At 41.0% G+C, this 24,946-nt stretch carries 24 protein-coding genes and 2 pseudogenes; 2 read left to right on the top strand and 24 right to left on the bottom strand.

Translation table 11 applies throughout. The features are described 5' to 3' along the window. The first annotated feature begins 10 nt into the window (after positions 1 to 10). Positions 11 to 1,231 carry an MFS transporter gene (locus U736_RS0102385; protein WP_026500256.1) on the top strand — a complete coding sequence of 407 codons (1,221 nt, stop codon included), beginning with the start codon at positions 11 to 13 and terminating at the stop codon, positions 1,229 to 1,231. A 48-nt stretch (positions 1,232 to 1,279) separates the two neighbouring features. Here the strand turns inward: U736_RS0102385 and U736_RS13025 are convergent, their stop codons facing one another. Further along, positions 1,280 to 1,405 (bottom strand): hypothetical protein, encoded by a 126-nt coding sequence (locus U736_RS13025; protein ID WP_274532013.1) that lies wholly within the window; start codon positions 1,403 to 1,405, stop codon positions 1,280 to 1,282. A 609-nt stretch (positions 1,406 to 2,014) separates the two neighbouring features. Between U736_RS13025 and U736_RS0102380 the strand changes: the two genes are divergently transcribed. Next, positions 2,015 to 2,161, top strand: coding sequence for a hypothetical protein (locus tag U736_RS0102380; RefSeq protein WP_155914962.1), 147 nt, complete (start codon positions 2,015 to 2,017; stop codon positions 2,159 to 2,161). A gap of 27 nt (positions 2,162 to 2,188) precedes the next feature. Here U736_RS0102380 and U736_RS13020 read toward each other — a convergent pair. From U736_RS13020 to U736_RS0102255, 23 genes and pseudogenes are all read right to left on the bottom strand, one after another. Continuing rightward, positions 2,189 to 2,398, bottom strand: a pseudogene (locus U736_RS13020) (restriction endonuclease); the annotation flags it as partial. 23 nt (positions 2,399 to 2,421) lie between these two features. Then, positions 2,422 to 2,568 (bottom strand): restriction endonuclease, encoded by a 147-nt coding sequence (locus tag U736_RS13015; protein ID WP_274532020.1) that lies wholly within the window; start codon positions 2,566 to 2,568, stop codon positions 2,422 to 2,424. A 171-nt stretch (positions 2,569 to 2,739) separates the two neighbouring features. Continuing rightward, positions 2,740 to 3,009, bottom strand: coding sequence for a hypothetical protein (locus U736_RS0102370; RefSeq protein ID WP_147269650.1), 270 nt, complete (start codon positions 3,007 to 3,009; stop codon positions 2,740 to 2,742). Positions 3,010 to 3,011: 2 nt separating this feature from the next. Then, entirely contained in the window at positions 3,012 to 4,160 is a 1,149-nt protein-coding gene (locus tag U736_RS10815) for an MFS transporter (RefSeq protein WP_245256879.1), read from the bottom strand. A 398-nt stretch (positions 4,161 to 4,558) separates the two neighbouring features. After that, the gene (locus tag U736_RS0102360) at positions 4,559 to 7,756 is read right to left on the bottom strand and encodes a restriction endonuclease (protein ID WP_026500253.1); all 3,198 of its coding nucleotides are present in this window, start codon (positions 7,754 to 7,756) and stop codon (positions 4,559 to 4,561) included. A 28-nt stretch (positions 7,757 to 7,784) separates the two neighbouring features. Then, on the bottom strand, positions 7,785 to 9,722 hold the full coding sequence (locus U736_RS10810; RefSeq protein ID WP_012754773.1) for a site-specific DNA-methyltransferase: 1,938 nt from the start codon (positions 9,720 to 9,722) through the stop codon (positions 7,785 to 7,787). A 1,031-nt stretch (positions 9,723 to 10,753) separates the two neighbouring features. Beyond that, on the bottom strand, positions 10,754 to 10,882 hold the full coding sequence (locus U736_RS13140) for a DUF2924 domain-containing protein (RefSeq protein WP_081429731.1): 129 nt from the start codon (positions 10,880 to 10,882) through the stop codon (positions 10,754 to 10,756). A 749-nt stretch (positions 10,883 to 11,631) separates the two neighbouring features. Beyond that, positions 11,632 to 11,787 carry a hypothetical protein gene (locus tag U736_RS12145; RefSeq protein ID WP_155914960.1) on the bottom strand — a complete coding sequence of 52 codons (156 nt, stop codon included), beginning with the start codon at positions 11,785 to 11,787 and terminating at the stop codon, positions 11,632 to 11,634. Positions 11,788 to 12,221: 434 nt separating this feature from the next. Further along, positions 12,222 to 12,725, bottom strand: a complete 504-nt coding sequence (locus tag U736_RS0102335; protein ID WP_026500251.1) for a hypothetical protein — start codon at positions 12,723 to 12,725, stop codon at positions 12,222 to 12,224. A gap of 1 nt (position 12,726) precedes the next feature. After that, on the bottom strand, positions 12,727 to 13,284 hold the full coding sequence (locus U736_RS0102330; RefSeq protein WP_026500275.1) for a hypothetical protein: 558 nt from the start codon (positions 13,282 to 13,284) through the stop codon (positions 12,727 to 12,729). Further along, positions 13,272 to 14,069, bottom strand: coding sequence for an ApeI family dehydratase (locus U736_RS12700; RefSeq protein ID WP_034451575.1), 798 nt, complete (start codon positions 14,067 to 14,069; stop codon positions 13,272 to 13,274). The genes U736_RS0102330 and U736_RS12700 overlap by 13 nt, the downstream gene beginning before the upstream one ends. Further along, the gene (locus tag U736_RS0102320; protein WP_026500250.1) at positions 14,060 to 15,133 is read right to left on the bottom strand and encodes a citrate/2-methylcitrate synthase; all 1,074 of its coding nucleotides are present in this window, start codon (positions 15,131 to 15,133) and stop codon (positions 14,060 to 14,062) included. Before U736_RS0102320 ends, U736_RS12700 begins: the two co-directional genes overlap by 10 nt. Before the next feature lie 94 nt (positions 15,134 to 15,227). Further along, positions 15,228 to 16,445, bottom strand: a complete 1,218-nt coding sequence (locus U736_RS10800) for a phenylacetate--CoA ligase family protein (protein WP_051406046.1) — start codon at positions 16,443 to 16,445, stop codon at positions 15,228 to 15,230. A 6-nt stretch (positions 16,446 to 16,451) separates the two neighbouring features. Further along, complete coding sequence (locus tag U736_RS0102310) at positions 16,452 to 17,030, bottom strand: class I SAM-dependent methyltransferase (protein ID WP_162147211.1); 579 nt, start codon at positions 17,028 to 17,030, stop codon at positions 16,452 to 16,454. An 830-nt stretch (positions 17,031 to 17,860) separates the two neighbouring features. Next, a complete protein-coding gene (locus U736_RS0102300) occupies positions 17,861 to 19,270 on the bottom strand; it encodes an AMP-binding protein (RefSeq protein ID WP_034451572.1) in 1,410 nt (469 codons plus the stop codon). A 10-nt stretch (positions 19,271 to 19,280) separates the two neighbouring features. Then, positions 19,281 to 20,567 (bottom strand): beta-ketoacyl-[acyl-carrier-protein] synthase family protein, encoded by a 1,287-nt coding sequence (locus U736_RS0102295; RefSeq protein WP_026500246.1) that lies wholly within the window; start codon positions 20,565 to 20,567, stop codon positions 19,281 to 19,283. A gap of 13 nt (positions 20,568 to 20,580) precedes the next feature. Next, positions 20,581 to 21,648, bottom strand: a complete 1,068-nt coding sequence (locus U736_RS0102290; protein ID WP_026500245.1) for a hypothetical protein — start codon at positions 21,646 to 21,648, stop codon at positions 20,581 to 20,583. Between the two features lies 1 nt (position 21,649). After that, positions 21,650 to 22,033 (bottom strand): acyl carrier protein, encoded by a 384-nt coding sequence (locus tag U736_RS11510; RefSeq protein ID WP_051406045.1) that lies wholly within the window; start codon positions 22,031 to 22,033, stop codon positions 21,650 to 21,652. Next, the gene (locus U736_RS0102280) at positions 22,033 to 22,812 is read right to left on the bottom strand and encodes an SDR family oxidoreductase (protein WP_026500244.1); all 780 of its coding nucleotides are present in this window, start codon (positions 22,810 to 22,812) and stop codon (positions 22,033 to 22,035) included. Before U736_RS0102280 ends, U736_RS11510 begins: the two co-directional genes overlap by 1 nt. Positions 22,813 to 22,976: 164 nt before the next feature. After that, positions 22,977 to 23,159 carry a hypothetical protein gene (locus tag U736_RS12140; protein WP_026500243.1) on the bottom strand — a complete coding sequence of 61 codons (183 nt, stop codon included), beginning with the start codon at positions 23,157 to 23,159 and terminating at the stop codon, positions 22,977 to 22,979. A 6-nt stretch (positions 23,160 to 23,165) separates the two neighbouring features. After that, positions 23,166 to 23,339 (bottom strand): hypothetical protein, encoded by a 174-nt coding sequence (locus tag U736_RS0102270; protein ID WP_162147210.1) that lies wholly within the window; start codon positions 23,337 to 23,339, stop codon positions 23,166 to 23,168. Between the two features lie 42 nt (positions 23,340 to 23,381). Further along, positions 23,382 to 24,278, bottom strand: a pseudogene (locus U736_RS13135) (DUF7146 domain-containing protein). 100 nt (positions 24,279 to 24,378) lie between these two features. Next, positions 24,379 to 24,579 (bottom strand): helix-turn-helix transcriptional regulator, encoded by a 201-nt coding sequence (locus tag U736_RS0102255; protein ID WP_011180791.1) that lies wholly within the window; start codon positions 24,577 to 24,579, stop codon positions 24,379 to 24,381. Positions 24,580 to 24,946 lie beyond the last annotated feature (367 nt).

Below are 24,946 nucleotides of genomic sequence, written 5' to 3'. Positions count from 1 at the left end.
GGAGAAAAGAATGTTCACTCTTTTTGCCAATAAGAACATACGCTATTTTTGCCTAACCGTTAGTCTGCTCGCCTTACTCAGCGGTGCTTTGCGTACTGCAATCCCGCTATTAGCAAGACAATCTGGATATGGCGTAGTCGGAGTAAGTTGGGCGCAAGGTCTCTTCTCATTAGCGTGGCCAATTTTCGGCATCCTTGCAGGCGCTTTACTTGATCGCTGCGACAAAATAAAACTTGCCACCTCGGCTCTCCTCATCTTCATGCTACTGCATATTGTACTGTTCGTACTGCTCATGATACAGATTGCTCCAGCCGAACAAATTTTCTTCTATGCAACCATTGCTGGATTCATCGTCGTTTCTGCCGAAGCTTATATAATGACGATTCCACCACTTATCATGGAGGGAGAGCGATTGATGACCTTCTACTCAATTGTCTTGTTTTTAGATTTCGGGGTCTCCTATTTTCTTGCCCCTGTCATAACAAGCAGCATTTTAGCGCATAGCACACTGCTATTTCTTGGCCTGTTAATCGTGCTTTTTATCACATTGATTTTTACCGCTCGCCGTGCTGTTCCGACATCGCCAACACCTGATAAAGAAAACATCACTTTTCGTTATATCATTGCCGGCTTTCGTTTCATTTTTTCAAATCGGCATCTTACCTCCCTTACATTACTCACATTCTTTCTATCGGTGGTATTTGGAGCATTCCTAACCTCGTTCATCTTCTTCGTTACCGACGGTCGGTATCTGGGCCTACATAGCAGCCAATATGGCGTGATGTTTGCAGCCTACGCGCTTGGTACAATGGCAGGTGCCCTATTTGCGCCACGTATACGCTATGCACCGGTGCGCCTAGCTGTTCTCACTGACGGTTTAGGGACGGTTATCTTGCTGCTGGTTCCAGCCTTTTCAAAAAGTGCTGTCGTTGTATGGGGCGTCACCTTTATTGCTGGCGTTGGAGCAAGCTTATGGTTTATTGGTGTTACCGCCTTCAGGCAGCGCCTCACACCAAAGCAACTTCTCGGGCGAGCTAATTCTGCTTTTCGGGTGATCGGCTATGCTGGAATGCCGGTCGGAAGCTTTTTGGTCGGCGTCCTTGGTTCTTTTATATCATTGCAGTTTGCTGCCGCCTTTATCGCTGGACTACTATTGGTGGCTATCGCGATAACGCTTCCGTTTCTTTGGCAGGCTGATCATATAGACACACCCAACCCTGCCACGAGGTAACAGCTTCCTTTTAAAAAAGACACGGTCAAAAAAGGCACACATACCCTATTACGCAATCGATTGACCTGTTCTTTGGACGAGGAAATTATAACCGTAATGACTGATAGAGCCAGAGGCAATAATGGAAGCAGCTAAACAAGCGTTAAAGGCAAAATAGCCCCTTTTACGTTGCATTGGGCGATGATCTCAACGCCTATATGAAGGATGCAGAGAGCTTATAGCGTACAGAGCGCAATTCTTAACTAAAAACTCCGCCCTAGCAATGCCCACTTATACTCCAGTTAATCCGTCACCCGCTGGACATCAAATGCCTCACCCCTTTACTACTCCTCAAAATACATTTTACTGCACTTACGCGCCGTATTCTTCCTTTGGAATTAAAAGAGCAGCCCTCCTTTCCTAATTTAAGATCTCTGTCTACACAACGCAGCAACAGATGCGACTATATATGCAATCACGCCTTAGGACCTGCATAGTAGAAAGCTTAGTTCAAGAGATTCATAAAGCCTATATCCCAATAAATTTACCACCCAATCCACCTTTTAAAAGGGCGGCTTTATATAAACCGTTAGAGCAAGCTATGAAATCCTTAGGTGTATTAGAAATAATTGGCAGTTTTTACCTCAGACCAATGTTGATTGACTTTTACTCGTGCATATACGCAAGCGGTGCTACTCTTTTCTCAGATAGAAAGGACATAATCGTTAGCATCTGACCTATTATTGTTTGAAAATAAAGAAAAGTATCAGTGCAACTGATGATATTGAAGAGCTATCTCATTATGTGGCTGTACTTAATTACGGCATTGGGAAGCTAGACACGCAATCACCCATTTCTGCGCGCCTTCTGCATGATATTCGTAAGATTTTATTACGCGGTAAACGCGGTACATCCAAAAGCCTTGGCGAATTTCGCAAAGCACAAAATTAGCTTGGCGGTACGCAACTAAAGACAGCGTCATTCGTGCCGCCCACTCCTACCACAGCCCCCCACTCTCTCTACCACCATCCCCCGCTTAGAATCGCGCCCACTCATCACCGGTGCCTCGTTAAACACCACACCAGTATCAAGGGCGGTAAAATGCGCCTTGCCACATTTAATCTTCAGCATTTCTTTAAGACGCAAATCAAACTCGCTATTCGTTCCTTTTGTTTCCAGTACAAAATAAAGCTTTTGCGCGCCATCTCACTCTAAAACACCCCCAAATCCGGCGTGTAAGAGCCTATGAGCGTCACGATTTTAAAGCTCCTTGGCAATTTAAAAAATAATTTTACTTCGGAGGCATTATCATTAATTTTGCGCAAATTCTTTCTCAATATTACTCTTATAAACCACATGATCATATACACTCTTCTCACTCACCAGAGCTGTACGCTCTAAATTCACCAAAAGTTAGCTACTTGCAAAACATTCTTGCACACTATAGTCTTGGCCAGCTAGTTTTAAATATTTAATACCAGCAATAGTAAGATTGACATACGCTTTATCGAGGATTTCCTCCGCGCACTCTAAAAAAGCTTGCGTTTTTTTGCAAAATCTAATACGCGCCCACTATTTAACAAAACATCAATATCACAAGCTTCTTGATATGCTCGTTCGCGATATTTCTGGCTAATAGCAGCACAATCATTTGGCGCATTCAAATCGATAAGCATCTCTACTAAAAACGATGGACAGCTATTAATTTCGACTAAATCCATATAAGATGACCCACACACTATTTTTTCCTGTGTCTTTATGTAAGTCACAGGCAAGTCCCTGTTCAACTGTATCTTCACTTTCAAACCTCCTCGTCTTTTATTAACTTTTTATCAGTACAAAGCCAGGCCAAATTAAGCGGGATAATTAAACATATACAAAGCAAGGTGAAACAAAAAGCAGCCTCTATACAAACATTGTTTGCCAACAAACCAATCAGCACAAGCGCTAAAATACCAAAAATACGTGCAAGAAAACTAACAATGGATAAAATCGTATTTGCATTCTTTTGTTGAATATGTTTAAAAAATTCTGCTTCAAACTGCGTCACAGGGACAGAAAAAAAACTGTGAAATACAGTGAATAAAATAATGGGGGCCCAACTGTTTGCAATGAGAAGCAGAGCAAGCATAACAACAGCACTCAGGACGAGTGAGCACAAAGTTATCGCCATAGGAGCGTATTTTTGCATAAGATATTTAATTACAAAGCGATTAAATAAGTATTTTACGAGAGTATAAGACACAAAGCACAGGCCAAGAATAAGAATTTTAGTCTTTCCTGTTGCATTGTCTAATACTCCTGTTTGTCCCAAAATAAAAGGTTGCCAAAAATGAAATATTGGCTGCAATGCGGCAACAATAAAACCACATATCAATATATAATATAACCCGATTTTTGAGGTAACTAAATAAGCAAAAGCTTCTGTTGCATGCAACAAAGAACCCGATTTTATTGGCTGACTATCCGAAACGGATGCAATACCTATCCCCGTCACCCGACTAAACAAGAATACAAGCACGAGAAACCCGAAAGAACAAAAATAATATGCCGACTGATAATTATCCATACACAAAACAATAAGAACACCTAGCGCACCAGCAACCGTATTCATGAATGCCGTTAGTTCCCGCTTATAGGCGTTTACTTGGTGGTAGATCAAACTACCCTTGTAACCACCGCCGTCGATTAAGCCTTTAATCCATGTGCTATCAGCGCCAGAACATAAAGCAAAGCCTAAAGCATAAATAATTTCTGCCGGAATTAAGACAGAAAGATTAGGCGCGTAGATACATAAAAAGAAGAAAAGCGAAAAAAAGAAACATGATAGGATAACATTTTGTTTAACGCCGATTTTATCTCCTAAAATCCCACAAGGCACTTCAAAAATACAAATAGCTACGCTAAATACAATTTGCAATAAAGCTAACTGTGTTATGCTAACGCCCATAGACAAGAAAAAAAAGCATGGAAGGAACCTGTAATCAGCCGAACCCCGCTCATTGCCGCACAGCCATAGAGCAATTTTTTAACTTCATAATTTATCGTCATTAATATATCCAAAAGCTATAAAGCTGCCAGCTTTATATATTCTAAAACCTCAATTCAGAAGGGAGCTTCGAGCAGCCATTTTCTGCCCACTTGCTCGGGCTTTGAGCGCAGTAACATCACCCCGCTTAATTTGATTTTTTCAGTTGTTTATACATATTTTTAGTTTTCATAACTTTACCTCCTATATTAGAAGTGTGGATTATAGCTACTTTGTAGCTACCTTTTGTCGATTTATTATCTTGATATAAAAAGTTTGGCTGTCCTCCCCGCGCTCACGTTAAGTATTTCATGCACCAATCATTCTGCAACAACCACCGCAGCACTTGGAAACTCATGCGCCGCTTCGGGCAAAGTACGCTTATATTCACGCCAATTTGTCACCGGCTGGTCGTTAAATGCAACGCTCGTTTGCAGTGCAGCAAAATGCGCTTTGCCGCATTTAATTTTCAGCATTTCTTTAAGACGCAAATCAAACTCGCTGTTTGCCCCTTTTGTTTCCAGCACAAAGTAAAGCTTTTGTTCGCCATCCCGCTCTAAAAAGACCGCCCAATCAGGCGTATAAGAACCAATGGGAGTGGCTATTTTAAAACTTCTTGGCAGTTTAAAAAACAATCTGACTTCAGGATCATTTTCAAGACTTTGTGCAAACTCTTTCTCCACACTGCTTTCATAAACCACATGATCATACACACTCTTCTCACTCACAACAGCTGTACGCTCTAAATTTGCCACAAGTTCTTCACTGGTAAAAAGCTCTTGCACACTATATTCTTTCCCGACCAGCTTTAAATATTTAATGCCATCAATTGTAAGATTAACATGGGTTTTATTGAGTATTTCTTCTATGCGCTCTAAAAAAGCTTGTGGATTTTTCACAAACTCATGCTCACGACCACTCTTTGTCAAAATACCAATAATTGTCTTTGCGGTTAATTTCAACTTTAAGGTCAGATAATGTACAATGTTCGGCAGTGTACACAAACTATAATCAAGCGTACTCTGCTTTAATAACTGCTCTTCATAGGTCACACCAGCACTATCCAGTTTTATCTCTGCTGTCTGATAAACCAAATGCGCGGGCGCAACTGGCACCATTTTTTTCACTGCATCCACTGCTTTGGCAACAAACTCTGTACGATTAAGCTTTGCACGATAAGTGGTTTTTTTATTGATCTTCTCCCACAAGGACAAAAACTCGGGCGAAGCCACTGTTTGCTTTTTAAGCTTAACCCGCACCTCGCGCGCAGCATTACGAATAATCGGCATGGCTTGGCTCGCTTCTAGCGCCTGCAGCACAGCCTGCTTTTGCCCTTTACTAAAACGTTCACTTAAATCCAACGCCCCAGTCGCCCATTGCGCTTTTAATGTATCTGTGATTTTTCCTGCTGATGTAAGCAAGGCTTTTTCACGCAACTCAACCAATATATCAGCAGCCTCTTGCGAAGACAGAATTTTTGTTTCCGTCACAGCTGTCATATAAATCAGATCTTGCAGCGTCTCAACATTAATAAGTGCGCCTGAATCAATTTTTTTCATAATTTCTTGACGCAATTCGCGTGGCATTTCCTCCGCCCCTATAGCTTCAAATTCGCTCGCCACTAAATCTTGATTTGCTTTAACCATACCCGCCTCGTCAATCAAATCTTTTGCAACAAGCGTTTTAATAATTTTTTGTGCTTGTGGCATTTCCACTTTAGCGGCTGCATATTTTACATCTTCATAAATACGGCCAACCAACTCCTCCATCTGCAATGTACCAAATTTATAACCAATATCCGCCTCTAATTCTTTTTGCAATGTACTCACAAACTCAGCAAAGCTTTCATTCACCATGACATGCAGCACATTTATATCTTTATCTTCCACCCGCTCACCTTGTTGGTTTACACACAAACGCAAACCGCGACCAATCTTTTGCCGCGCGGTAAAATTCGATTTTTGCTCAATCAACATACACACTTGAAACACATTCGGATTATCCCAGCCTTCTCTTAATGCCGAATGCGAAAAGATAAAACGCAAGGGGCATGCAAAAGATAATAACCACTCCTTATCGCGCATAATCGTGTTATAAGTGTCATCATCAGCTTGGCTGTCGCCCTTTGTATCCTTATACACGCCTTTCTTGTCTTGCGAGAAATAACCGCCGTGTACGTTTCGAACATTTTGCGCAAACTCAGTTCGCAAGGAGGCATATTTCTTTTTCGCCAACAGCTCTTCATAACATTCTTCAAACATACGCTTATAAAGTGCTGGCTCTTCATCATTGCTACGATATTTAGCCACCTCATCAATAAAAAAAAGTGATAAAACTTTAATCCCTAAAGGCGCAAGCCGCAATTCTTTATCTAAATGTGTTTCTATAGTGCGATAAATTTGCGCGCGTTTAAGCTCTACTATATTCACATCACCAAGCGCGTGGCCAAACTTGACAATTTCAGTATCAGAAAACTCAACGGCTTCATCCCCCGCCATGCAATTGATACCCGAAACAATATAACCCCTATAAAGCTCACGCCCGCCCGTAACGCGATACAGATCATCGCCTTGTCTCACTGTAACTGTTTTGCGGCTCACAGTGCCATTCTTTCCCGCAATATCCAACTCTAAGCGCGCCTTAAAGCCATGTTTGTGTGATACGGATTTCAAGGCAATATAGGGACGGTTAAAATCTTGCTCTATCTGATTAGAAGAAACACAAATTTGCTTTACCAGTCCTTTTTGATAAGCATCAACAGGTGTTAAACGATATAAAAGATTAATCTCATCTTTATGCGTGGCACTATAGCGGAAAACACAAAGCGGGTTAAGGCTCGCAATAGCCTCCTTCGCTTTTGCTGTATTATCCACCGATTGCGGTTCATCTATGATCACAATCGGATTTGTATCTTGGATATAACGCATAGCACTTTCGCCATTCAGTCTATCTTGCGGAAGGTTGATAATATTTTCTGCTTTTTTAAATGCATCAATATTGATAATCATAATTTCAATATTGGTAGAGCTTGCAAATTGGCGAATTTGCGAAAGATCTTTTGAATTATAAATAAAATAACGATAGGGCAGATTATCAAACTCTGCTTGAAAATGCTCCCTTGTTACCTGAAGTGATTTATATACCCCTTCGCGAATAGCAACACTTGGTACGACAATAATAAATTTGGTAAAGCCATAGCGTTGATTTAACTCAAAAATCGTCTTGCTATAAACATAAGTTTTGCCTGTTCCCGTTTCCATCTCAATAGAAAACTGCTTTTGCTCTAGCGTCTTACTCGCCAAGAGTTTATTGTTCTGTTGCACCTCTTGTAAATTTGCTAATATGCTTTCATCACTAATTAATAATTGATTACCACAACCAAATTCATTTAACGCTAATTGTCCTTGTTCTGAATGCAAGAAAATAGAAGAATTCCGTCGTGGTTGGCCTTTAAATAAATCAATAACGCTTTTAACCGCATCATTTTGAAATTCTTGTTGTTTAAATTTAAGTTTCATATCGCCACCCCAATCGTCTCTCTATAGTTTAAATTTTATCAAAACTTACTTCATTGTCTTTAAAGATAAAGTCGCAATTAATAAGCGCCTCATCACTTTTAAAGGCCGCATCAAGCGCTACGATTTTTACGGGCAAATACTTTATCATCTCTTCCGCATCTTCGGGTTCAAAGGGCGGGTCTATGGCTATAATTACCAAGACATCGCCTTCGCTCTCGCCTATATAATAGAATTTTTTGCCATTGATTGGTAAAGGGTAAATTTTTAAATCCAGTGGCCAACCATATTTAAGTATGATTTCGAAGATAATATCTTGATGAGAGCGCTCGGGATTCACCCCCTGCAAAATATGATCCAAGCGCGTTTGCAATTGTTCTTTAACATCAAGTGCATTCGGATCAATCGGGCTATCGTCCCATATGGAAAAGTTGGAACTATCGAGCTCTAGAACGCGAAATCCGGTGTCTAGAGGCTGCTCGCTTGTGAGTTCTGCTTCATGCTTTTGCTTGATTTGTGTACCAGCGCGACGAATACGTTCGCTACCTATATCGCAGATAGTTTTATAACCAGCTTTATAGGCTTCGCTCTTTTCATCACATAATTCAGGCAATTGCACCATGATGAATTTGCGATTACCACCATCTTCGGCATTCAAAGCCATCACTGCATGCGCTGTTGTACTAGAGCCAGCGAAAAAATCGAGAATGATGTCGTTGTCGCTGGTGCAAATGTGCTTTATTAAATACTCAAGCAGCGCAGTAGGCTTTGGATACTCCAATAATTTTGCACCCAGCAATTGAATCAATTCCGAAGAGCCTTTTTTGGTACTCCCAATCTCCAGAGGCAGCACTGTTTTCGGATGAACCGTATCTCTTTCTTTTTCATAGCAAACACGACCTTGCGCATTAAAATAAAATCGAGTGACTCTTTGTCCCTTACTATCAAAAGTTTCTTTTCCGCCCAGCCATGACATAAGCTGGTTCTTCATAGCCCACCCTGCTTTAATCGTTACATCTTCCGCTAATAAGCCATTCTCAAAGCGCAATTTACCTGCAACAACATATTGCTTCTCTGAGCCCCCCAACTCATCAGGAAACTCTGCATCTGTTCCTTCAAATTGAATGCTTCCTTTAGGAAACAATACTTCACTCGCTGGATTTGCAGCCGAGATTTTTTTTACTGCCCTATCACTGATAACTCCACCGTCTAAATCTTTAAAATAATTTAAGGCTGTCTTATATCTTGCGTAAACAAGAATATATTCATGCGACCGCGTGAAATGCCCTGCTTGCGTTCCACTAGACAAATTCCACACCAATTGAGCAACAAAATTCTCTTCGCCAAAAACCTCGTCGCACACTTTGCGCAAATTATGCACCTCGTGATCATCTATGGAGATAAATATCACCCCATCGTCACGCAATAAGGTCTGTGCCAAACGCAAGCGCGGATAAATCATATTGAGCCAAGCCGTGTGAAACCGCCCCATTGTCTCAGGGTTCGATTTTGTCGTTTGGCTCGTCACTTCCTTATATCGCGCCAATGGGTCTTTAAAATCATCACCATAGATAAAATCATTACCCGTATTATAGGGCGGGTCTATATAGATCATCTTCACTTGGCCAAAATAAGCCCGCTGGATAAGTTTTAACACTTCAAGATTATCGCCCTTAATATAAAGATTATGTGTATTATCAAAGTTTACGCTCTCCTCGCGCTTCGGGCGCAATGTCGCAAATGAAGGCTTTTGAGCAAGCTTTAAACTTGCTCCTTTGCCCTTCCATTCAAATTTGAACTTCTCAAAATCATTATCAATATATTCGCCGCATAGATTAAGAAGCTGATCTATATTGAGCTTTCCCTCAGCAAAACATTGCGGAAAGGCTGCTTTTAACTTTTCTATGTCTGGATTAACTGGACTTTGACTCATGCCCTCTATTTTATCTTCACCTGCTATTATACTCATCTTTGCGCTTCTCCGTTACGCTTAGTATAAAATATGTCTATGAATATTTTTTTTGTATGTCGCAATTCCTTTTATCCTATTTATTTCTGTATCCTCTGCAAATTTACTTTCATGAAAAGTGTCGTATAAGCTGTTCTCTTTATTTTTTAAAGTTTCTTGTGCTTGTTTTATTTCTTTTTACTTACGCAAGTCAGCTAGATCAATTCGCATTACCACATGCGGCGATTTTATATTTTTTCTTGTGCGCTATTATGGCACTTACAAACATTATCAGTAAGCTTATCAATTGTCACAAACACATCCAAAAGATGTCTATATTTTAGCATTGTCATATTTCTGACAAATCGAAGAGCTGTATCGTCAATTTGACGACATGCCACCATGGGTAATTTAAAAATTGCGTCACATGTGGCTTGGTCAAGCACATACAAGTACTATCACTGTCAATTAAAACATAAATTTCTTCATCATTTATTTCGACGCAATAAAAACCAATTTCACAAGGGATTATATCGGCATCCACTTCTAGTTCTCCCTTGTCCGTGCAAGCAAGATTTGTTAAAATACCTTTTACGGAGAGTAAGAACACCCTCAAACGCCCGACAGCATGTTGAAAATCCTCCCCATGCCATAAAACGCTTTACCTTTATAGGTCTTATACTGTGCGCCAGATTCATAATAAAATATAGCTCTTACCATTTTGTCTCTGAATGATTTGTGTTGCCTTATCAATCATATAATTAGGCTCATGTGCAAACCATGCTTTTATAATCTGCCATAGGAATGTATTAATCTCTTGCACTCGCTCCTTAAATATATTGCGGCATGATTTTTACATTATCAGCAACGTCGGTATTAATTGCCAACCTTCATGACAATAAGCTTTAACAAAGCTTTCGCCTGCTTCTTTTTGTCGTCCAGTGAGCTAAACTCTTGCTCTAAGCCTTCTTCGGTGAATTTACGTCTATATATAGCGCCGCGTATTGATTTTATCGCTTGTTTAAGCACCTTTCTTGTCCCCTGTCATCCTCTCATCCACGCCTTAAAAGGACAAAAAATAAATAGCCATTCCAATTGATGTCGGTAATATGCTTGGCAATAGCTTTCAAGCTTTTGTAAATCTTTCCCTCATATTGATAGCCTTTTGGCACCACAAGCACATGATGCGTTTAGCCTAAATAATCGTCACTTAAATAAGTGTGCCATAAGCTTTGGACTCCTACATTGACGTATACTTTACAGTGTCTATTTCTTACTCTAATTGTTTACAACTCATTGTCTAATCCTCTCAACACATGAATGTTCTATTTCCTCGATTAGTCCAGAAATAGTGTGTGTTCACAAAGTTAGACCAAAATGCAATTATGTCGAAAAATAACCAACGCTCAGCGCAAAAAAACAATTTATTCTTTTGCATTGGTTAGCTCACCCCCTCTACGCTTAGAACCAATAAACCTAAGCTTATTGATCACGTTTTTCTGTATACCTCAATCGATCAAACACAATTTAAATAAACTCCTCAATAATGACGGTATCTGCTAACTATACGCCTAAGCTTGTTACTGCTATAAGTCTACCGCGCACCCAAAACGAGAAATTTATATCCTATTGAAAAAAATAATAAATTTAGAAGATCCCTTCTTAAACGAAGTCTCGACTAAATAAGATGGTTTGGGCATTTTTAGCAAAAAGAGAAAAAAATCACTGTCTCAAGGAACTTGAGCTACGTTATCGATCATATGCAAAAAAGGCTGAGAAGTGCAGATTTCTTAAAGAAACAAAAGAAATGAGAATAGTTTTATAAAGGAAAACGGTACTGCACGCGATACATCGGTGCTAACGTTCTCTTTAAAAACACACAGATAATTACAACCAGCTTCAAAAAACAGCCTTACCAATGAAGTACTCGCTAGAGGGTTGCATGCACAACACAATAATGACACACTGATTCCCACAAGCGTGCTTCACATATTGTACGCATAGCCTGTACAGAGTCTACCGCTCCTAAATACTCAAACGTAATGCTACTGGATCGTACAGTGACTGCAGTTGCATCCTTAAACATCGGTTCCTACCCCATATCATAATGCTTGACAAAAGCATCATGCCATCATAGCAACGGCTTTGCGTAGGGGTTCCACAACATAGTTCTACAAATTGTTGACGCATTGCCAAGCTAACAGTTTTCTTGCCCACCTACGCCAATGAAACCATCACTATCCTCTTTTTGAATCGTAAAACAAAATGATTTCCCATGAGCGATAAACCATCTGCTCAAAGTCCAGCTAGCTCAAACTCATAGCATTCTAAACCTTTAGGCTCGCTCTTCCCTCAAGGGGGCATAGTCAGATATATCACTTTCCTCACCTCTTCACGCGCTGGGATAAAAAAATCTGAAACTACGAGGCAACGCTGCATTTGTATGCAGCGTTGTTATTAGGAATAAGCTTCTATTGAGATAGTTCTAATGGGAAGCACCCACAGCTAATGGTATAGGGATTAATTTGGATTCTTTCGAAATGCTATATATAAATTTAATGTGCCGCCCCACAACACACCACCAGTGAACCCACTTAAAAGACCAAAAAGAAGGTTAAAATCAAATGCATATTTCAAATCAGGTTCAATCTTGAGAAAAGCAATCAATGTGAATTTGATGACAAAAGCGATAAGAATAAATGTCAGCGTCAACGGCGTACCAGGCAGAATAATTAAATCCGTTCCCTCTTTGATTTTTAAACGCGGAGTGGCATGCCAGAGCAACCAGCCAACGCCAAAGCCGATCATCAGCCCTGCCAACATTGCGATTGCTCCCCAGCGTGGGAACGCCAGCTGGTTAATCACATCGCTTGCGCCCAAAAAAAGAAAGACTAACGGCAAGAGAAAAAGGCGGTAAACCTTCGTTTCCCTATCTTTCAATGCGATTATTCCCCTCGCGATGAGAAAAATAAGTAAAATCCAGGCCCATTTAGGGGTTCCGGTCAGAATGTTAAACAATGACATATTATGCTCCATGATGTTTGATGCGATAAAAATATTGCATGATGTTAGGAAGATATTTAGAAAAAAGAATACCAGTACAAATTAAACCCATAGTGATTAACCAAATCTGGGGGGTCCATGTAAAAAAAGCCACTAGAAGACCATTGGCAAAAAAGATGATTACCCAAATCCATGTAATATATTTATTGATGCGATAAAATAGGATATGTTTGCGTTTTTCTTCAGAAATACTAGCTGTGGCATAAAAAATGGTAAAGGGTTTCTTTACCAGCAAGCTAATCAATGAAACCAGAGCAAGTGACAGATAGCAAAAAACTGTGGGATAGTTCAGTAAAAGTGTAGACCATCCAGCGAAATGATTAACAAACAGGACAATAACTGTTAGAATGTTAGTAATCATCACGGGTTCTCCCTGTCGGACAATTTTAATATTCACAGCAATAATGGACAATAAAATCACAGTTAAGATGAGAGAGCGTTCGACCTGAGTTAAAACGTTTCCGTTGATAACCCAGGAGTAAATACTCCACGGAATAAAAGAGATTATTATGTTAAACATGGTGCATCCTCCTTTTTATATTTGATAGAAAACTTACCGCAAGTGCTTCGTTTTTTAGTTTCCGTATGAATATAAAAAACGCCACCCGGTTCATACTCTGTATCCTGTTTAATGGTCAACTGATAGGTATTTCCCGGATAAACTGCTTCAATGAACTTTACTTTTTTCAGCGCAACAGATGCGATATTTTTTGTCCTACCCTGCGTGGCTAAAGCCAGAACCATCTCAATCAATAGTGAACCAGGACATACGGCGCGGGAGGGGAAATGTTCCTCAAAAAGCGGGTGATGCGCATTAAAGGAAAAAGTACAAGAATCTCTGGTTACGGAGGAAATCTTACATAAATCGCCTAGTAATGGAAGAGCGGCTTTCTGAGAACACGAGCTAGGGAAGCGGACCTTACTGACCATGATGATTGCCTGCGCAATAACGGCCTTTCCATTGTCGTATGTGCTAGCCTTACAGTGAATACGGTAGGCCTCATTAATGCGTTCAATATGTCCTTCAACGTGTAACCGATCGCTATCAAAATGGGCGGTAGAGAAAAACTGTTCAACCATAACAGGGAGATAGCGATAAGTGAGATCCGAGTTTTTAGCCACCATAGTGGCGAATCGAACTGAAAACTGATGCGAGGTTTCGAGTAACAAGCCCTGTTTCAAATAGTTATGGGCTAACTTCCAGTGAGAAATATCGATTTGCCCGCAAGCACGCATCGGTGCGGTTAAGGTGATACTCTGACATATACCCAAGAAATTTGGCTCGGTGCGATGCTTTATAGCCATAATTGGGAGACCTTTTTATATTTTTCTCTTAAATCCTTTGATGATAAACCGAAGGAATGAGCGCTAAACCGCGCTTGATAGTGCGCGAGAAGTATCGGCATACGACAAACGAAAAAAGCCAACAATCCCAGCTCATGAGAAGCCCGATATTTACTCATGATGCTTGCAATTAGAAAATCGACATTGGGTTGCAGTCCTGTATTGTCCGAAATAGATCGCACAAGCGAACTGAAGGGGCACATAGGCACCTGAAAGCGTGAAAAAAAGAAATCAACCCGGACATCCCATTGCATAATCGGATGACCAAACCCTAGCCAGAGTTTATCTTTGCAATAATGCGTTACCGCCGCCTCAAAATTCCCGGCTTCAATCTCATGGAGGACAGCAGAAAGTCGCATGATAGCATATTTGCAGGCTCCCATATGCGTGGGGACAGTGGCACAAAACCCACCGATTAGTGCAGAAATGACGTCGCTCTTGGTACTGGCAATAAATCTTACCGTGGTGGTTGTGGGTATCACAGTACCAAACCCGCCCAGCAGTAGAGACATGCACCGGCAAAGCACATCAATATCCCAGTCGGAAGAAGCTTCCTTGCTAGTTAATGCTAACCAAAAAGCACGCTCAAAGGTATTGCAATTTCCGATCTCCGGCAAATCGGAAAACTGTTGGGAAGAGCACGCCAATGCAATAATCCACGGCATCAGCAAGATAATTTTAAGACAATCACCGTCGCTTACGGGAGCCATGACCTTACCCTGAGCCGCCGAAACCTCAACTTGCGATAATAACATCATAAATCGCTGCTTTAAACCCAAAGATGGCAATACATTGATCAGTTGATGCATCGCCTGCAGTTTGGCTGTAGGATCCGTCTTTTGCAGTTCGGCGTTAGTATTCTGAATCAGCAGATCCATCTGTTCTTCATTAAGAAGGTTGCCAATCAGTGCAAACCATGCGTTCTGCAAATAACGGTTTTCATCGGCAATATCAATCAAATTACATCCACGAATAAACAATGCGTTATTATCTAAATCATAATTATCAATAACATCATCTGACATGATTTACTCCTGCTGCTCCGGTGACACGCTATAAAACCTGATGTTGTCATTTATCGTATGCGAATTCCCTGATACAATTTCATTACACAAATTATCAAGTTGCATTACAGGACTCCCTTGCGTCATAAACTAGCAGGTATTTCCCTCTGGATGAGAAAAGCAAATCGCTATATTCGACGATGGTGACATTAATACGTCCGCGCTTTTTCATATAGGCTTCATAAATATCCGGCAAATGATAGATTTCCTCAGTTAGTTCGGACAAATCAAGGTCGTGAAATACTTCGCAGCAGATTTTAATATCCATAATCTCTTGTCTATCCGCGGATAAGGACAATACAATTTGAACAATTACATCGGGCAACCGTCGATTAATAATTTTGAATATTTTTTCATGGCTAATCAAATTTCCCATGAAATTAAAATCAATAGCATTGCGTTTAATACCTTCAAAATAGAGGTCACCATTTTCAACGGATAATGTGCCCATATCGCCCACGGAATATCTGATAAGCTTGCGCGAGGCATCGGGATCCAGTGATGTCACTAGCAGCCCTCTCTTATCTTCATATTCAAAGAAGAAATCATCGCTGAAGAGCAGGTACCGATTAAGCCGCCCTTCGGCGGACATACCAATGAAACCGCACTCCGACAAACCATATAAACCAATTATCCGCAGATCGGCGCCCAGCATCTCGCGCAGATAGTTTTCATGCACGCTCAGCATCGATTCACCGGTAAAGACCACTTTTTTAATTGCCAGTGGAACCCCAAGGCTGATCATAGCTTCAACGAACTGAACGATGGTGCTGGGCACACCAAACAGTACCGAAAGCCGTATTTCAGCCAGAAACTCGAAATGACTCTTCAGCAGCAGAGCAATATCGCCAACCGGCACAACATGTGCACGGCAATTTTTTAAAATTTCACACGCCAAGTAGTGTAAAGATGAAAACAGATTAATCGTAAACAGGTTGCCAACAACATCCCCTGGGGAAAAAACCTGCCGCGCGCGCAGGTTACGAATTAAATTGCGCTCTGATGAGCTGATCCCTTCCTTACAGAATTTTAAACGAACGTTGGCCATTTTCATCGCCCCGGTGATGCCGCTTGTAGCACTAATCAGCATCGGTAAGTGTTCACCCGCAGAGACCACTTGAGTCAAAGAACCACTATCACCAGTGGTCGAATAAACGCGTGTACTTATCCTAACCGAATCGCGGAAAGCAATGTAATCGAGTGCATGGCAGCCAGTTATTGCCGTTATACGTGGTTGCATTTTTGCATACATTTCAGCACAGAAATAATCCATGATAACTCAGACCTTTTTAATGAAAATTGCACAACCCAGAGCTGCTAGACCTTCTCCACATGCCACTGTCCAGCTCATCTCACTAAGATCGCAGCCATATAAAAGATCAGTGATACCGGCTAATGTAAATTTTTCTTCTGTGGACATAGCTGCCACACCGCATTCACGACGTGATTGGTTAAAAACACCCAGTGCTATTTCTTCTGAATCAGCTAGGGGTTCGTGGATGATAATACGACCGCCGCGATCTAAAACACGGCACAACTCCTGTAATCCTTTTTTAGGTTCAGTCCAGTGATGAATTACGGAACGGGCATAAATCATTGAAAAGGAGTTATCGGGAAACGGTAAATTGCTGACACTGGCTTCAATAATGTTGAATGCATGCTGGTATTTTAATTCGGTACATTTTTTAACACAAAACTGAACCATACGGGGATCAATATCAACCCCGTAAAAGGAATAGTCTGTGAGTTTTTGGGAGCGGTAAAGCTTGAAAAGCATGTGGCCAGTTCCCATGCCAATATCGAGAATTTTTTTCTTCGCAGAAATAACACCAGATGCTTCTTCCAGAATTCTTTCCATCAAATACGCATTCCACGATGATGTACTTTCAGTAGCATACTTTTTATAGTGCTCAGGGGTGATATTTACCAGTAAATCATTCATCACATATTCCTCTAAATGAAGCTAGTTATGGCATTGCCATAAACTCGTTAAAAACTAACTGGGTATAGAAACGGTTACGTCCTCATATAAGAGGTCATCTAAAATAATTGATTGCAAACATGCATCCAGCAAAACAACGGTTATCACAGATTGACAAAGATAATAGCAGTTACAAATAAACGTCATCCCTTTAAACGCAAATATATTCCCAACGTACCGAAAAACACATCGCGTCCTGTCATGTTCAACTAAAAAATAATCATTTATATCAAAAGTGCACGCCGAGATGGCGCATAATGCCTTATACAAGCTCTCCATGCAGCTAAATATTGTGGTGCATAGCCAATTATCCAGCACCTGCCCTGCTGGAAAGTCCGCGCATTTTTCACAGTAATCTAGCATAAATGGTCTCGGTAGTTTTTTTTTCTGAATAAATTCGATATCAACCCCGACAGACCGAATCCGCGGATCGTTATTAACCAACATAATACTTTTACTCCGTCCATGGCTCACAGAACTGTGTGACATCTTTACATCTGGCAAAATCCGTTTAAATATATCGATAAAAAGTACCTTCGCCATTTCACGTTGCAATATCATTCTCGATGTACGTCTCGTCGATACAGGCAAATAACGATGAAGCCTATCAATAGCTAAAAAATAGGTATAAAAAGAATGGCTCACAATGCACAGATAATTGTTTGCACGGCGATTAACATACACTCTGCTCATACCATGAGCTTTATCTACACGGTACATTTTATTTTCCCTGTATTTGTCGTGGCAATTTTTCTGATATTTACTTTAAATGCATACTGATACCATTTATCAGTCAATAGTTTAGTAACGACTTTAACCTGCTCACTATTTGCCGACATATCAAGGTTGAGATAAAGATCGCCGTTCTGTGCTTTTGAAAAGTAATGCCTTAAACATCCGGCATACTTAATAATGTCATTTGAAATCAGTTGAACTGGGATAAACTTACCATTGTGTTTAAATTCATTAACGGCTCTGGCTATCCAGTAATAGCATTCGGATTCATCTTTAACAAACAGGTCGCCGGAATCAAACCATTCATCACGCGGCTTTAATTGCAAGGAACTATCAACATAACCATCACACGCGAAAGGCGTTTTATAAAACATACGGCGCACTGAATCAGAAGTATCCGCCCGATCAATGGGGCGCAAATCAATTTTTATATCACTCACCAAAGCCTTACCCGGCGCTACAACGCCATATTTACTGGTTCTTTCAATATCGCGTAGCGAGCAGATCTTATTATGAAACAAGCGTGGTCCGGATTCGGTCTGACCGAAGTTATTCCATAACGTCGTACATGATGAGAGGATACCCGATGCTTGTACGGTGAGCAAACGGTCGGATGCATTCAAGATATTTTGCACATGGATTCGGCTTTTGGTAAAAATGTCGCTTACTGCCAGCATCCAGTCACCGATTAAAGGCAAGTTGGTAATGCTATAGTGCGAAACGAGTTCACCAATATTACTTATTTGAAATTTTTCAAATACCAGTTTGCTATCCGATAAGAAGGCACATAGCATAGTAGAGAGACCATACATATACTGCACCGGGAAATAACACAATGAGCAATCTTCATTACTTAGTCCAAGAGATTGGCTCACCGCGAGGGCATTCTCAATCAGAATATTTTCATGATATTGAATCAACTTGGGTTTACTGGTTGTTCCGGAGGTACAAAAATAGAAATGCGCGCACGGATATGCTGTAAAATCAGCCAGATTTTCGTTCACAGTTGAAAGACAGTGATCAAACGCGATATTAATCCGGTGACTGATGATACTAATATCCCTGACTTCATGGCTCATTACAACAGCGGCAATGCAATCGGCATCAACTAGCATATCAACAATGTCTAAATCATGAATACTGACGATCCAAGCTTTCAATTTTAGCATAGACGCAACAAAATAGCTGATCAGACCTTCGAAATTATTTCTAATCACAAAAACAAACAGCTTATTTTGCTCCTCTTGCGGGCGATCACGACAATATCTAACTACGGTATCTGCACACCCTTTTGTCATCATGCTGACATCCTCTGCCGAATAATGACTGTGATGATAAATCACTTGCCAGTTTCTTTCTAATAAGGAATATATTGTTAGCATGTGGTGTCCCTTACAGATATTGTGGATTCCCTAAAACCAAGCTGCTTGCGCCACCACCCATACCAAATGAGTTTTTCAATGCGTATTTAAGCGGTCGGTACTGGTGCTCCCTCACAAGCGCAATGCCAGCAGGCAATTGAGGATCGATTTCATCACAATTCAAAATTTTAGGCAAAACATTGTTCCGAAAAGAAACCAGTACACACAAAATTTCCATCGCACCGGCAGCAGCAATCAGATGCCCGTGCCAAGATTTTGTCGCCACAATCGCCGGGTTGTGCGCGCCAAAAACCGTTCTGATTGCACTGGCTTCGTGCTGATCATTTTGTAGTGTCGATGTCCCATGTGTATTCACAAAATCAATAGCGGTACGGTCAATACCCGCATGTTCGATGGCTCGTTCCATCGACAGTTGCATTTCGAGATCATCTTTATGCGGCGCTACAATATGCTGTGCGCAAAGTGCACCGCCGTAACCCAATAAATAGGCCAACGGCTCACGCTGCCGCGCCAGTACGTTAGATAATTTTTCAATAACGAACAGACCTGCGCCCTCCGCTAAAACAAATCCGCTGCGATGCCGGTCAAAAGGCCGCGAACGCCGTGGTCCACAGTAGTTTTGATCAGTCGATATCACTCCCATTTCTTCTAATCGCGCAAGATTCAGCGGGGTGACTTTCGCAGAAACACCGCCGCAAATCGCCGCTTTAACTTCACCATTGCGGATGGCTCGCATCGCGAGGCCGATACTTTGCGTTGATGCAGAACAAAGGCCTAGAAGGGCAAAGCTGAGGCCCGCAAACGGGATAATTTCATGTATCGTTTTTAGAACCGCGGTTGTATCGAGATCAAAAAACTCATCAATTTTAAAATGTTCTAGCGCGACATCGACCAAGCATTGCTTATCCGCGTCGACGGGAACCTTATCCGCAAAACCGATAGACTTTTCAATATCGATTGCCGATTCATCAATCCCTACAATACAGCCAATATCTTCTGCTGGATAATATTCCTGCAAATTCAGTCGTTCATGCAGTCTCTTTGCTGCTAAGCCCGCATAAAAAAGCTCGCCGTTTCTGAAGGATTTTTTTTTAGGCCAGCGTAGCAACTCATTACCTTCTATAGGAATCCCAGCTTCATGAGTTTGAAAATACTGGTGATCAAATTTTTCAATCTTCCGTATACCACTTTTCTCACGCATAAAGCAGGCGTGAATTTCATCCAAGTGGCTGCCTAATGGCGTAACGGCCCCATATGCACTAATACATAATGTATCTGCATCAAAATGGGTATTCATTGTAAAGCTCCCCTTAGTGTTTAATTATCCAAATATTTCCGATACCATAATTGATAGCCGCACCAGTCAGCATAACCCGGGCCCCCGATGGAATCGTAGGATCATTAAGACAGCATAAAATATCCAGTATGTTATTGAGTTTTCCAGTGTACCCAGTTTTAGATTTATAGTTAACAACCGGTATCTCTGGAAAAAATTTCTCTAGCGCTGAATATTCAGCTATTTGTTGCATACGAATACCGTTGTTATAACTAACAATAACATCAGGTTCCCCCTGTTGTGTTCGTTGTTTACTCAACAGGCTTTCCCAGTCCCGTTCTTCAAAACTGACTTTAGGGCAATAATGAATAGTTACAGAGATTAATTCAGCTAGCGCATCGCAGCTGTTATTGTCTAAAGACATCACTGCCGCCCCCCAACTGGGGATAATACCAGAAATATCTTTATCACTTTGTCGAATTTCACCGAATTTTTTAAAGACAGTCAGACTATCGAAGCTCAGCATATTTGCTGCACTAACAACCATCGCTCGCTCTTTTGCAATTATATTAGCGATGTCAGCATAAGCCAATTTCAATGCAACTAGGCCACTTAATGATGCGGCACGTAACGGCGTCCCTTCCTCATGATCAAGTAACAATTTTGAGATGTGATACAACACATTTGTTGGCAACAATCGCAACGTATTCAGAGGATTATTTATCTCCTTATACTGCTGGATATGCTTCCAGACTGAACCATCGTCTTTATATTTACGGCAAATTTCAAAAAGCAAATCAAAGCTGCGGTCTTCGCTATCGCATGCAGTATATAGAAAAGCTTTTGCATGCTCCGCCAGGCAATCTTTACTTTGAAAATCTATCAGCGCATTGATTACCATTTTTGACATATCATTCAGCACTGAGCGGTCTTCTCTGCTGATCAGCTTCTTGTCTATCATAGACGGTGTCAAAACATGGTAATAGTCCATATCACAAGGATTAATCTCACCCCCAGCGCTGAGCAGCTGGCTCAGCGCTGCACTATTAGGCGCGAATTGCTGATACACACCATAGTTTTTTATATAGACCCTTTCCGTCATGCTAGTTGCGCTTTAAAACTGATATACGCTGGTTGATATAGTTCAGCGTGAAATAGGAGTAGAGTTCTTTAAACTGGATTTTCTTATCAATCGATTCATATTCTTTTAACCCCAGCAGGTCATTGATTTTAGCAACACCTTCGCTAGTCCACTCTTTGGTGTCAAATGAGTAAAATGCTTCTGTAGTGGCCCATTTATTTACCGGCCAAAGGCTTTCAGGACTAACATCAACCTTGAAGTGCTTTTTTAACTCGAAGGCAAAATCAATATAATCAATCGAAGTCATTCCGTAATCAGAGAATAGCGACTTGTGTGGATCAAGCTCTTCTGACTCATCAAGATACATGACATCTTTAAAAATCTGGCTAATTGTTGTAATATACATTAGATAATCCCCTCACCATTCCCTATCGTTAATGAAACGCCTGTAGTAATAATTTTACCGTTAATAAACGCATTGACAGCATTCGCAACATCTTCGGCAGCCAACATTTTCCTCATTGGGATGGTTTTTTCTATGCTAGCAATACTTCTTCCTTCTTTCGCACAATAGTCCTGAAGCATCTTTGTCTTGATATAACCAGGGCTTACGCACAGCGTTCTGATATTGAATCGGCCCATTTCCAGTGCAATGCCGGAGAGATATCTTTCCATGGCTGCCTTCGTCGAGCCATATAAAGAGTTACCCACTCTGATTTTTTTTGCGGCCACCGAACTGATAAACACCAGCTTGGTCTCATTTTCTTTATACTGCTTCATCGTTTTGACTACCATATTGAAAATCAGCACGGCTGACAGATAGTTAAGACGAGTGATGGCGTTAATATTTTCGGGTTCCAGCTCATCGCACAAACATGCTGGGTTATAACCAGCACAGTAGATAGCTATCTCAATTCTAACATTTTCTAAGGCAGCACAAAACTGCACGACGTCTTGCTCAGATGTCAAATCCAAGCGAACTGGCAAGACAGCACTTTGGTACCGATGCTTCATATCACTAACGGCGGTTTCATTACTGAACCATGTAAAAACTACGAAATAACCACCATTAATTAGTGAATCTATGACATTCCGCGCTATCTCAGCAGTCCCTGCGACTACCAGCGCCAACGATTTTTCATTATATGCAGGATTATTTACGATATCGACAAAACTATGACTCATGCCTCCCCCTTATATTTAAACATGCTATAAATTTTCCAGCACAGAATTACCCTTGATAAAACATAATCCCAATGAAACTATATAGACGAGGATATCTGCTTACTTTCGCAGTACCACCTAAATTAATTAAAAGCAACTGCTTTTAATTAAAAAATTACCAGTACCTAAAGGCCAAAATTGTCATGATCCTCCCGAGTATATTGCAGCCCCGAATAAAGCTGCAAATCTGGATCAAACAGCTGGCTATGCCCGCTCTTCAACCAAGTTTGGTCATAACTAAAAGAAAAAGTCTCTTTGCCTCTGCCAGATGCAGCATAAAGCTGCCCCATGCGACATGGGACTTCCATGCCAGCCTAATGCGCCCAGATTTCTATCGCTTTTTGTTTTGACGCTTGCATTAATCTCTCTTGGGCACGCAGCGTTTCGTGTGCAGCAGGCCAGAATCCTGCAAACTGCGTCCCAGCGGATCGTTCCCTTCTAACAACAATAAATCTTTTCCAACCGTAAACAAGCATTATCGTTATCATTGACGGGAGTATTTTCATTGTTGTTTTGTAAATGACTCTCTTTCATAGTTCCTTCTTTTGAGAAAGTAATACGTTATTAAAATCGGTTCCTTTTGGAGCTTGCATGATAAAAACCTCAAAGCCTTGGCTATAGGTACGCGCAGCGAGGTTAAAACCTGCTTTACGACCCGCATCATCGCCGTCCATTGCAATGGTGAGACGCCCTTTTATAAGGGGGTAAATTCACACGCATCATTCCATGGGTTGAAAGGGACGCCCATAAATTAACGGGCTCTGATAACAACCCAGACAGCAGAGCCAGACCCGTTTCAATGCCTTCACAAATGACCAGATGTTTTGGATTGGCTTGACTTAAATGCACCCCACCACCCGTTACAGATCCCAACATGGCTTTTGCTGATCTTTGATCTGTTGTACAGCCATTGGCTTGTAAAAAGGTTCTATAAATAGCAAAGGAGCCAAGCCCCCTGAACAAGAGCAACCAACGCGGGCAGTGTAACCCCAGAGGGGTGCGAACATTTGTCATAAAAGCGTAAATCAGCAGGCAAATCACATGTAATACCCCGCATACGTAAATAGGTTTCTGCTAAAGTATTTTCGATTGGTTTGCTTTGTTGCCAAATTGCTTTTGCTCTCTCTGCTTTCTGTTTTGCTCGTTTGAGATCAGCACAAAACTGTTTTGAGAAAGAGAGCGTCTGGTCATAAGCTTTATCAAAAAAGGCTTGTTTTCCAAGCAAGCCAATTCTAATGAGCGTTTGTATGATCTCTCTAAAAGAACAACCGGCATAATAGTAGAGTAAGAGACGCCCATCATGTCCATTGGCAAGGGATAAGCTAGGTAGCCTATCATCATGAGCAGGGCAACGGGTCCATAACGCCCACGCCAAACCCTCGCACAGCACGTGTAATGCCCTGCGCATTCTTAAAAGAACACATCATTTTAAATCCTATAACGTTGCCTCATAGGACGGATTGTGCACTCTCTAGGGTGATGAGCTTGAGAAAGCCTTGTCCGTCCTTACGTGACAAGGTTTTCTTTTTATGCCGCGTCGCTTTGACGTTGCTGTTTCGCTTGCTCGATTACATTGATAAGATCTGATTGTAACCAACGCGATAAAAAACCAAATTTTAAAGGTTTTGGGAGAGAGCCATTAGTTACATGACGGCGGAATGTTGAAACACTCATATGAAGCAGTTTTGCACTTTCACGGTCTGTCAAAAGAATATCATTTTCTGTCATAATAATTTCCTTTCAAAAGTAAAAAAATGAAAACAAATCATAACTATTTATTAACCACATTTTTGTTCATTTTTGAAGGTATTTTATTTATAGAAAACAATATTTTATCATATAATTTCTGATGTGATAATTTATGACTCTTATTGAGAAAGAATGAGAGAAAAGAGAGCTAAAATTATCCACAGATAATGGGGTTATTCACCCCATATCTTAAGATTGACCAGTGACATAAGCCGCCCATTTATCCATATAGACACGGCGCTGTTCTAGATAATCAGTGCGACGATAGGCACGCTCTACTTTACCGCCGACCGTATGACTTAGAATGGTTTCAGCGACCTCATAGGGGGCATCGGTTGTTTCAGCG

It is taken from the genome of Bartonella grahamii ATCC 700132 (assembly GCF_000518085.1).
Taxonomy (GTDB): Bacteria; Pseudomonadota; Alphaproteobacteria; order Rhizobiales; family Rhizobiaceae; genus Bartonella; species Bartonella grahamii.
The sequence above is the reverse complement of the archived record's forward strand: the minus strand, read 5'-3'. Positions and strand labels throughout refer to the sequence as shown.

Excerpts from the sequence above, each read along its gene's own strand:
- U736_RS0102385 (WP_026500256.1), top strand. The coding sequence starts at position 11 with ATGTTCACTCTTTTTGCCAATAAGAACATACGCTATTTTTGCCTAACC.
- U736_RS13025 (WP_274532013.1), bottom strand. The coding sequence starts at position 1,405 with ATGCAACGTAAAAGGGGCTATTTTGCCTTTAACGCTTGTTTAGCTGCT.
- U736_RS13015 (WP_274532020.1), bottom strand. The coding sequence starts at position 2,568 with ATGTGGTTTATAAGAGTAATATTGAGAAAGAATTTGCGCAAAATTAAT.
- U736_RS10815 (WP_245256879.1), bottom strand. The coding sequence starts at position 4,160 with ATGGGCGTTAGCATAACACAGTTAGCTTTATTGCAAATTGTATTTAGC.
- U736_RS0102360 (WP_026500253.1), bottom strand. The coding sequence starts at position 7,756 with ATGAAACTTAAATTTAAACAACAAGAATTTCAAAATGATGCGGTTAAA.
- U736_RS10810 (WP_012754773.1), bottom strand. The coding sequence starts at position 9,722 with ATGAGTATAATAGCAGGTGAAGATAAAATAGAGGGCATGAGTCAAAGT.
- U736_RS12145 (WP_155914960.1), bottom strand. The coding sequence starts at position 11,787 with ATGTTTAAGGATGCAACTGCAGTCACTGTACGATCCAGTAGCATTACG.
- U736_RS0102335 (WP_026500251.1), bottom strand. The coding sequence starts at position 12,725 with ATGTCATTGTTTAACATTCTGACCGGAACCCCTAAATGGGCCTGGATT.
- U736_RS0102330 (WP_026500275.1), bottom strand. The coding sequence starts at position 13,284 with ATGTTTAACATAATAATCTCTTTTATTCCGTGGAGTATTTACTCCTGG.
- U736_RS12700 (WP_034451575.1), bottom strand. The coding sequence starts at position 14,069 with ATGGCTATAAAGCATCGCACCGAGCCAAATTTCTTGGGTATATGTCAG.
- U736_RS0102320 (WP_026500250.1), bottom strand. The coding sequence starts at position 15,133 with ATGTCAGATGATGTTATTGATAATTATGATTTAGATAATAACGCATTG.
- U736_RS10800 (WP_051406046.1), bottom strand. The coding sequence starts at position 16,445 with ATGGATTATTTCTGTGCTGAAATGTATGCAAAAATGCAACCACGTATA.
- U736_RS0102310 (WP_162147211.1), bottom strand. The coding sequence starts at position 17,030 with ATGGAAAGAATTCTGGAAGAAGCATCTGGTGTTATTTCTGCGAAGAAA.
- U736_RS0102300 (WP_034451572.1), bottom strand. The coding sequence starts at position 19,270 with ATGCTAACAATATATTCCTTATTAGAAAGAAACTGGCAAGTGATTTAT.
- U736_RS0102295 (WP_026500246.1), bottom strand. The coding sequence starts at position 20,567 with ATGAATACCCATTTTGATGCAGATACATTATGTATTAGTGCATATGGG.
- U736_RS0102290 (WP_026500245.1), bottom strand. The coding sequence starts at position 21,648 with ATGACGGAAAGGGTCTATATAAAAAACTATGGTGTGTATCAGCAATTC.
- U736_RS11510 (WP_051406045.1), bottom strand. The coding sequence starts at position 22,033 with ATGTATATTACAACAATTAGCCAGATTTTTAAAGATGTCATGTATCTT.
- U736_RS0102280 (WP_026500244.1), bottom strand. The coding sequence starts at position 22,812 with ATGAGTCATAGTTTTGTCGATATCGTAAATAATCCTGCATATAATGAA.
- U736_RS12140 (WP_026500243.1), bottom strand. The coding sequence starts at position 23,159 with ATGGAAGTCCCATGTCGCATGGGGCAGCTTTATGCTGCATCTGGCAGA.
- U736_RS0102270 (WP_162147210.1), bottom strand. The coding sequence starts at position 23,339 with ATGATAACGATAATGCTTGTTTACGGTTGGAAAAGATTTATTGTTGTT.
- U736_RS0102255 (WP_011180791.1), bottom strand. The coding sequence starts at position 24,579 with ATGACAGAAAATGATATTCTTTTGACAGACCGTGAAAGTGCAAAACTG.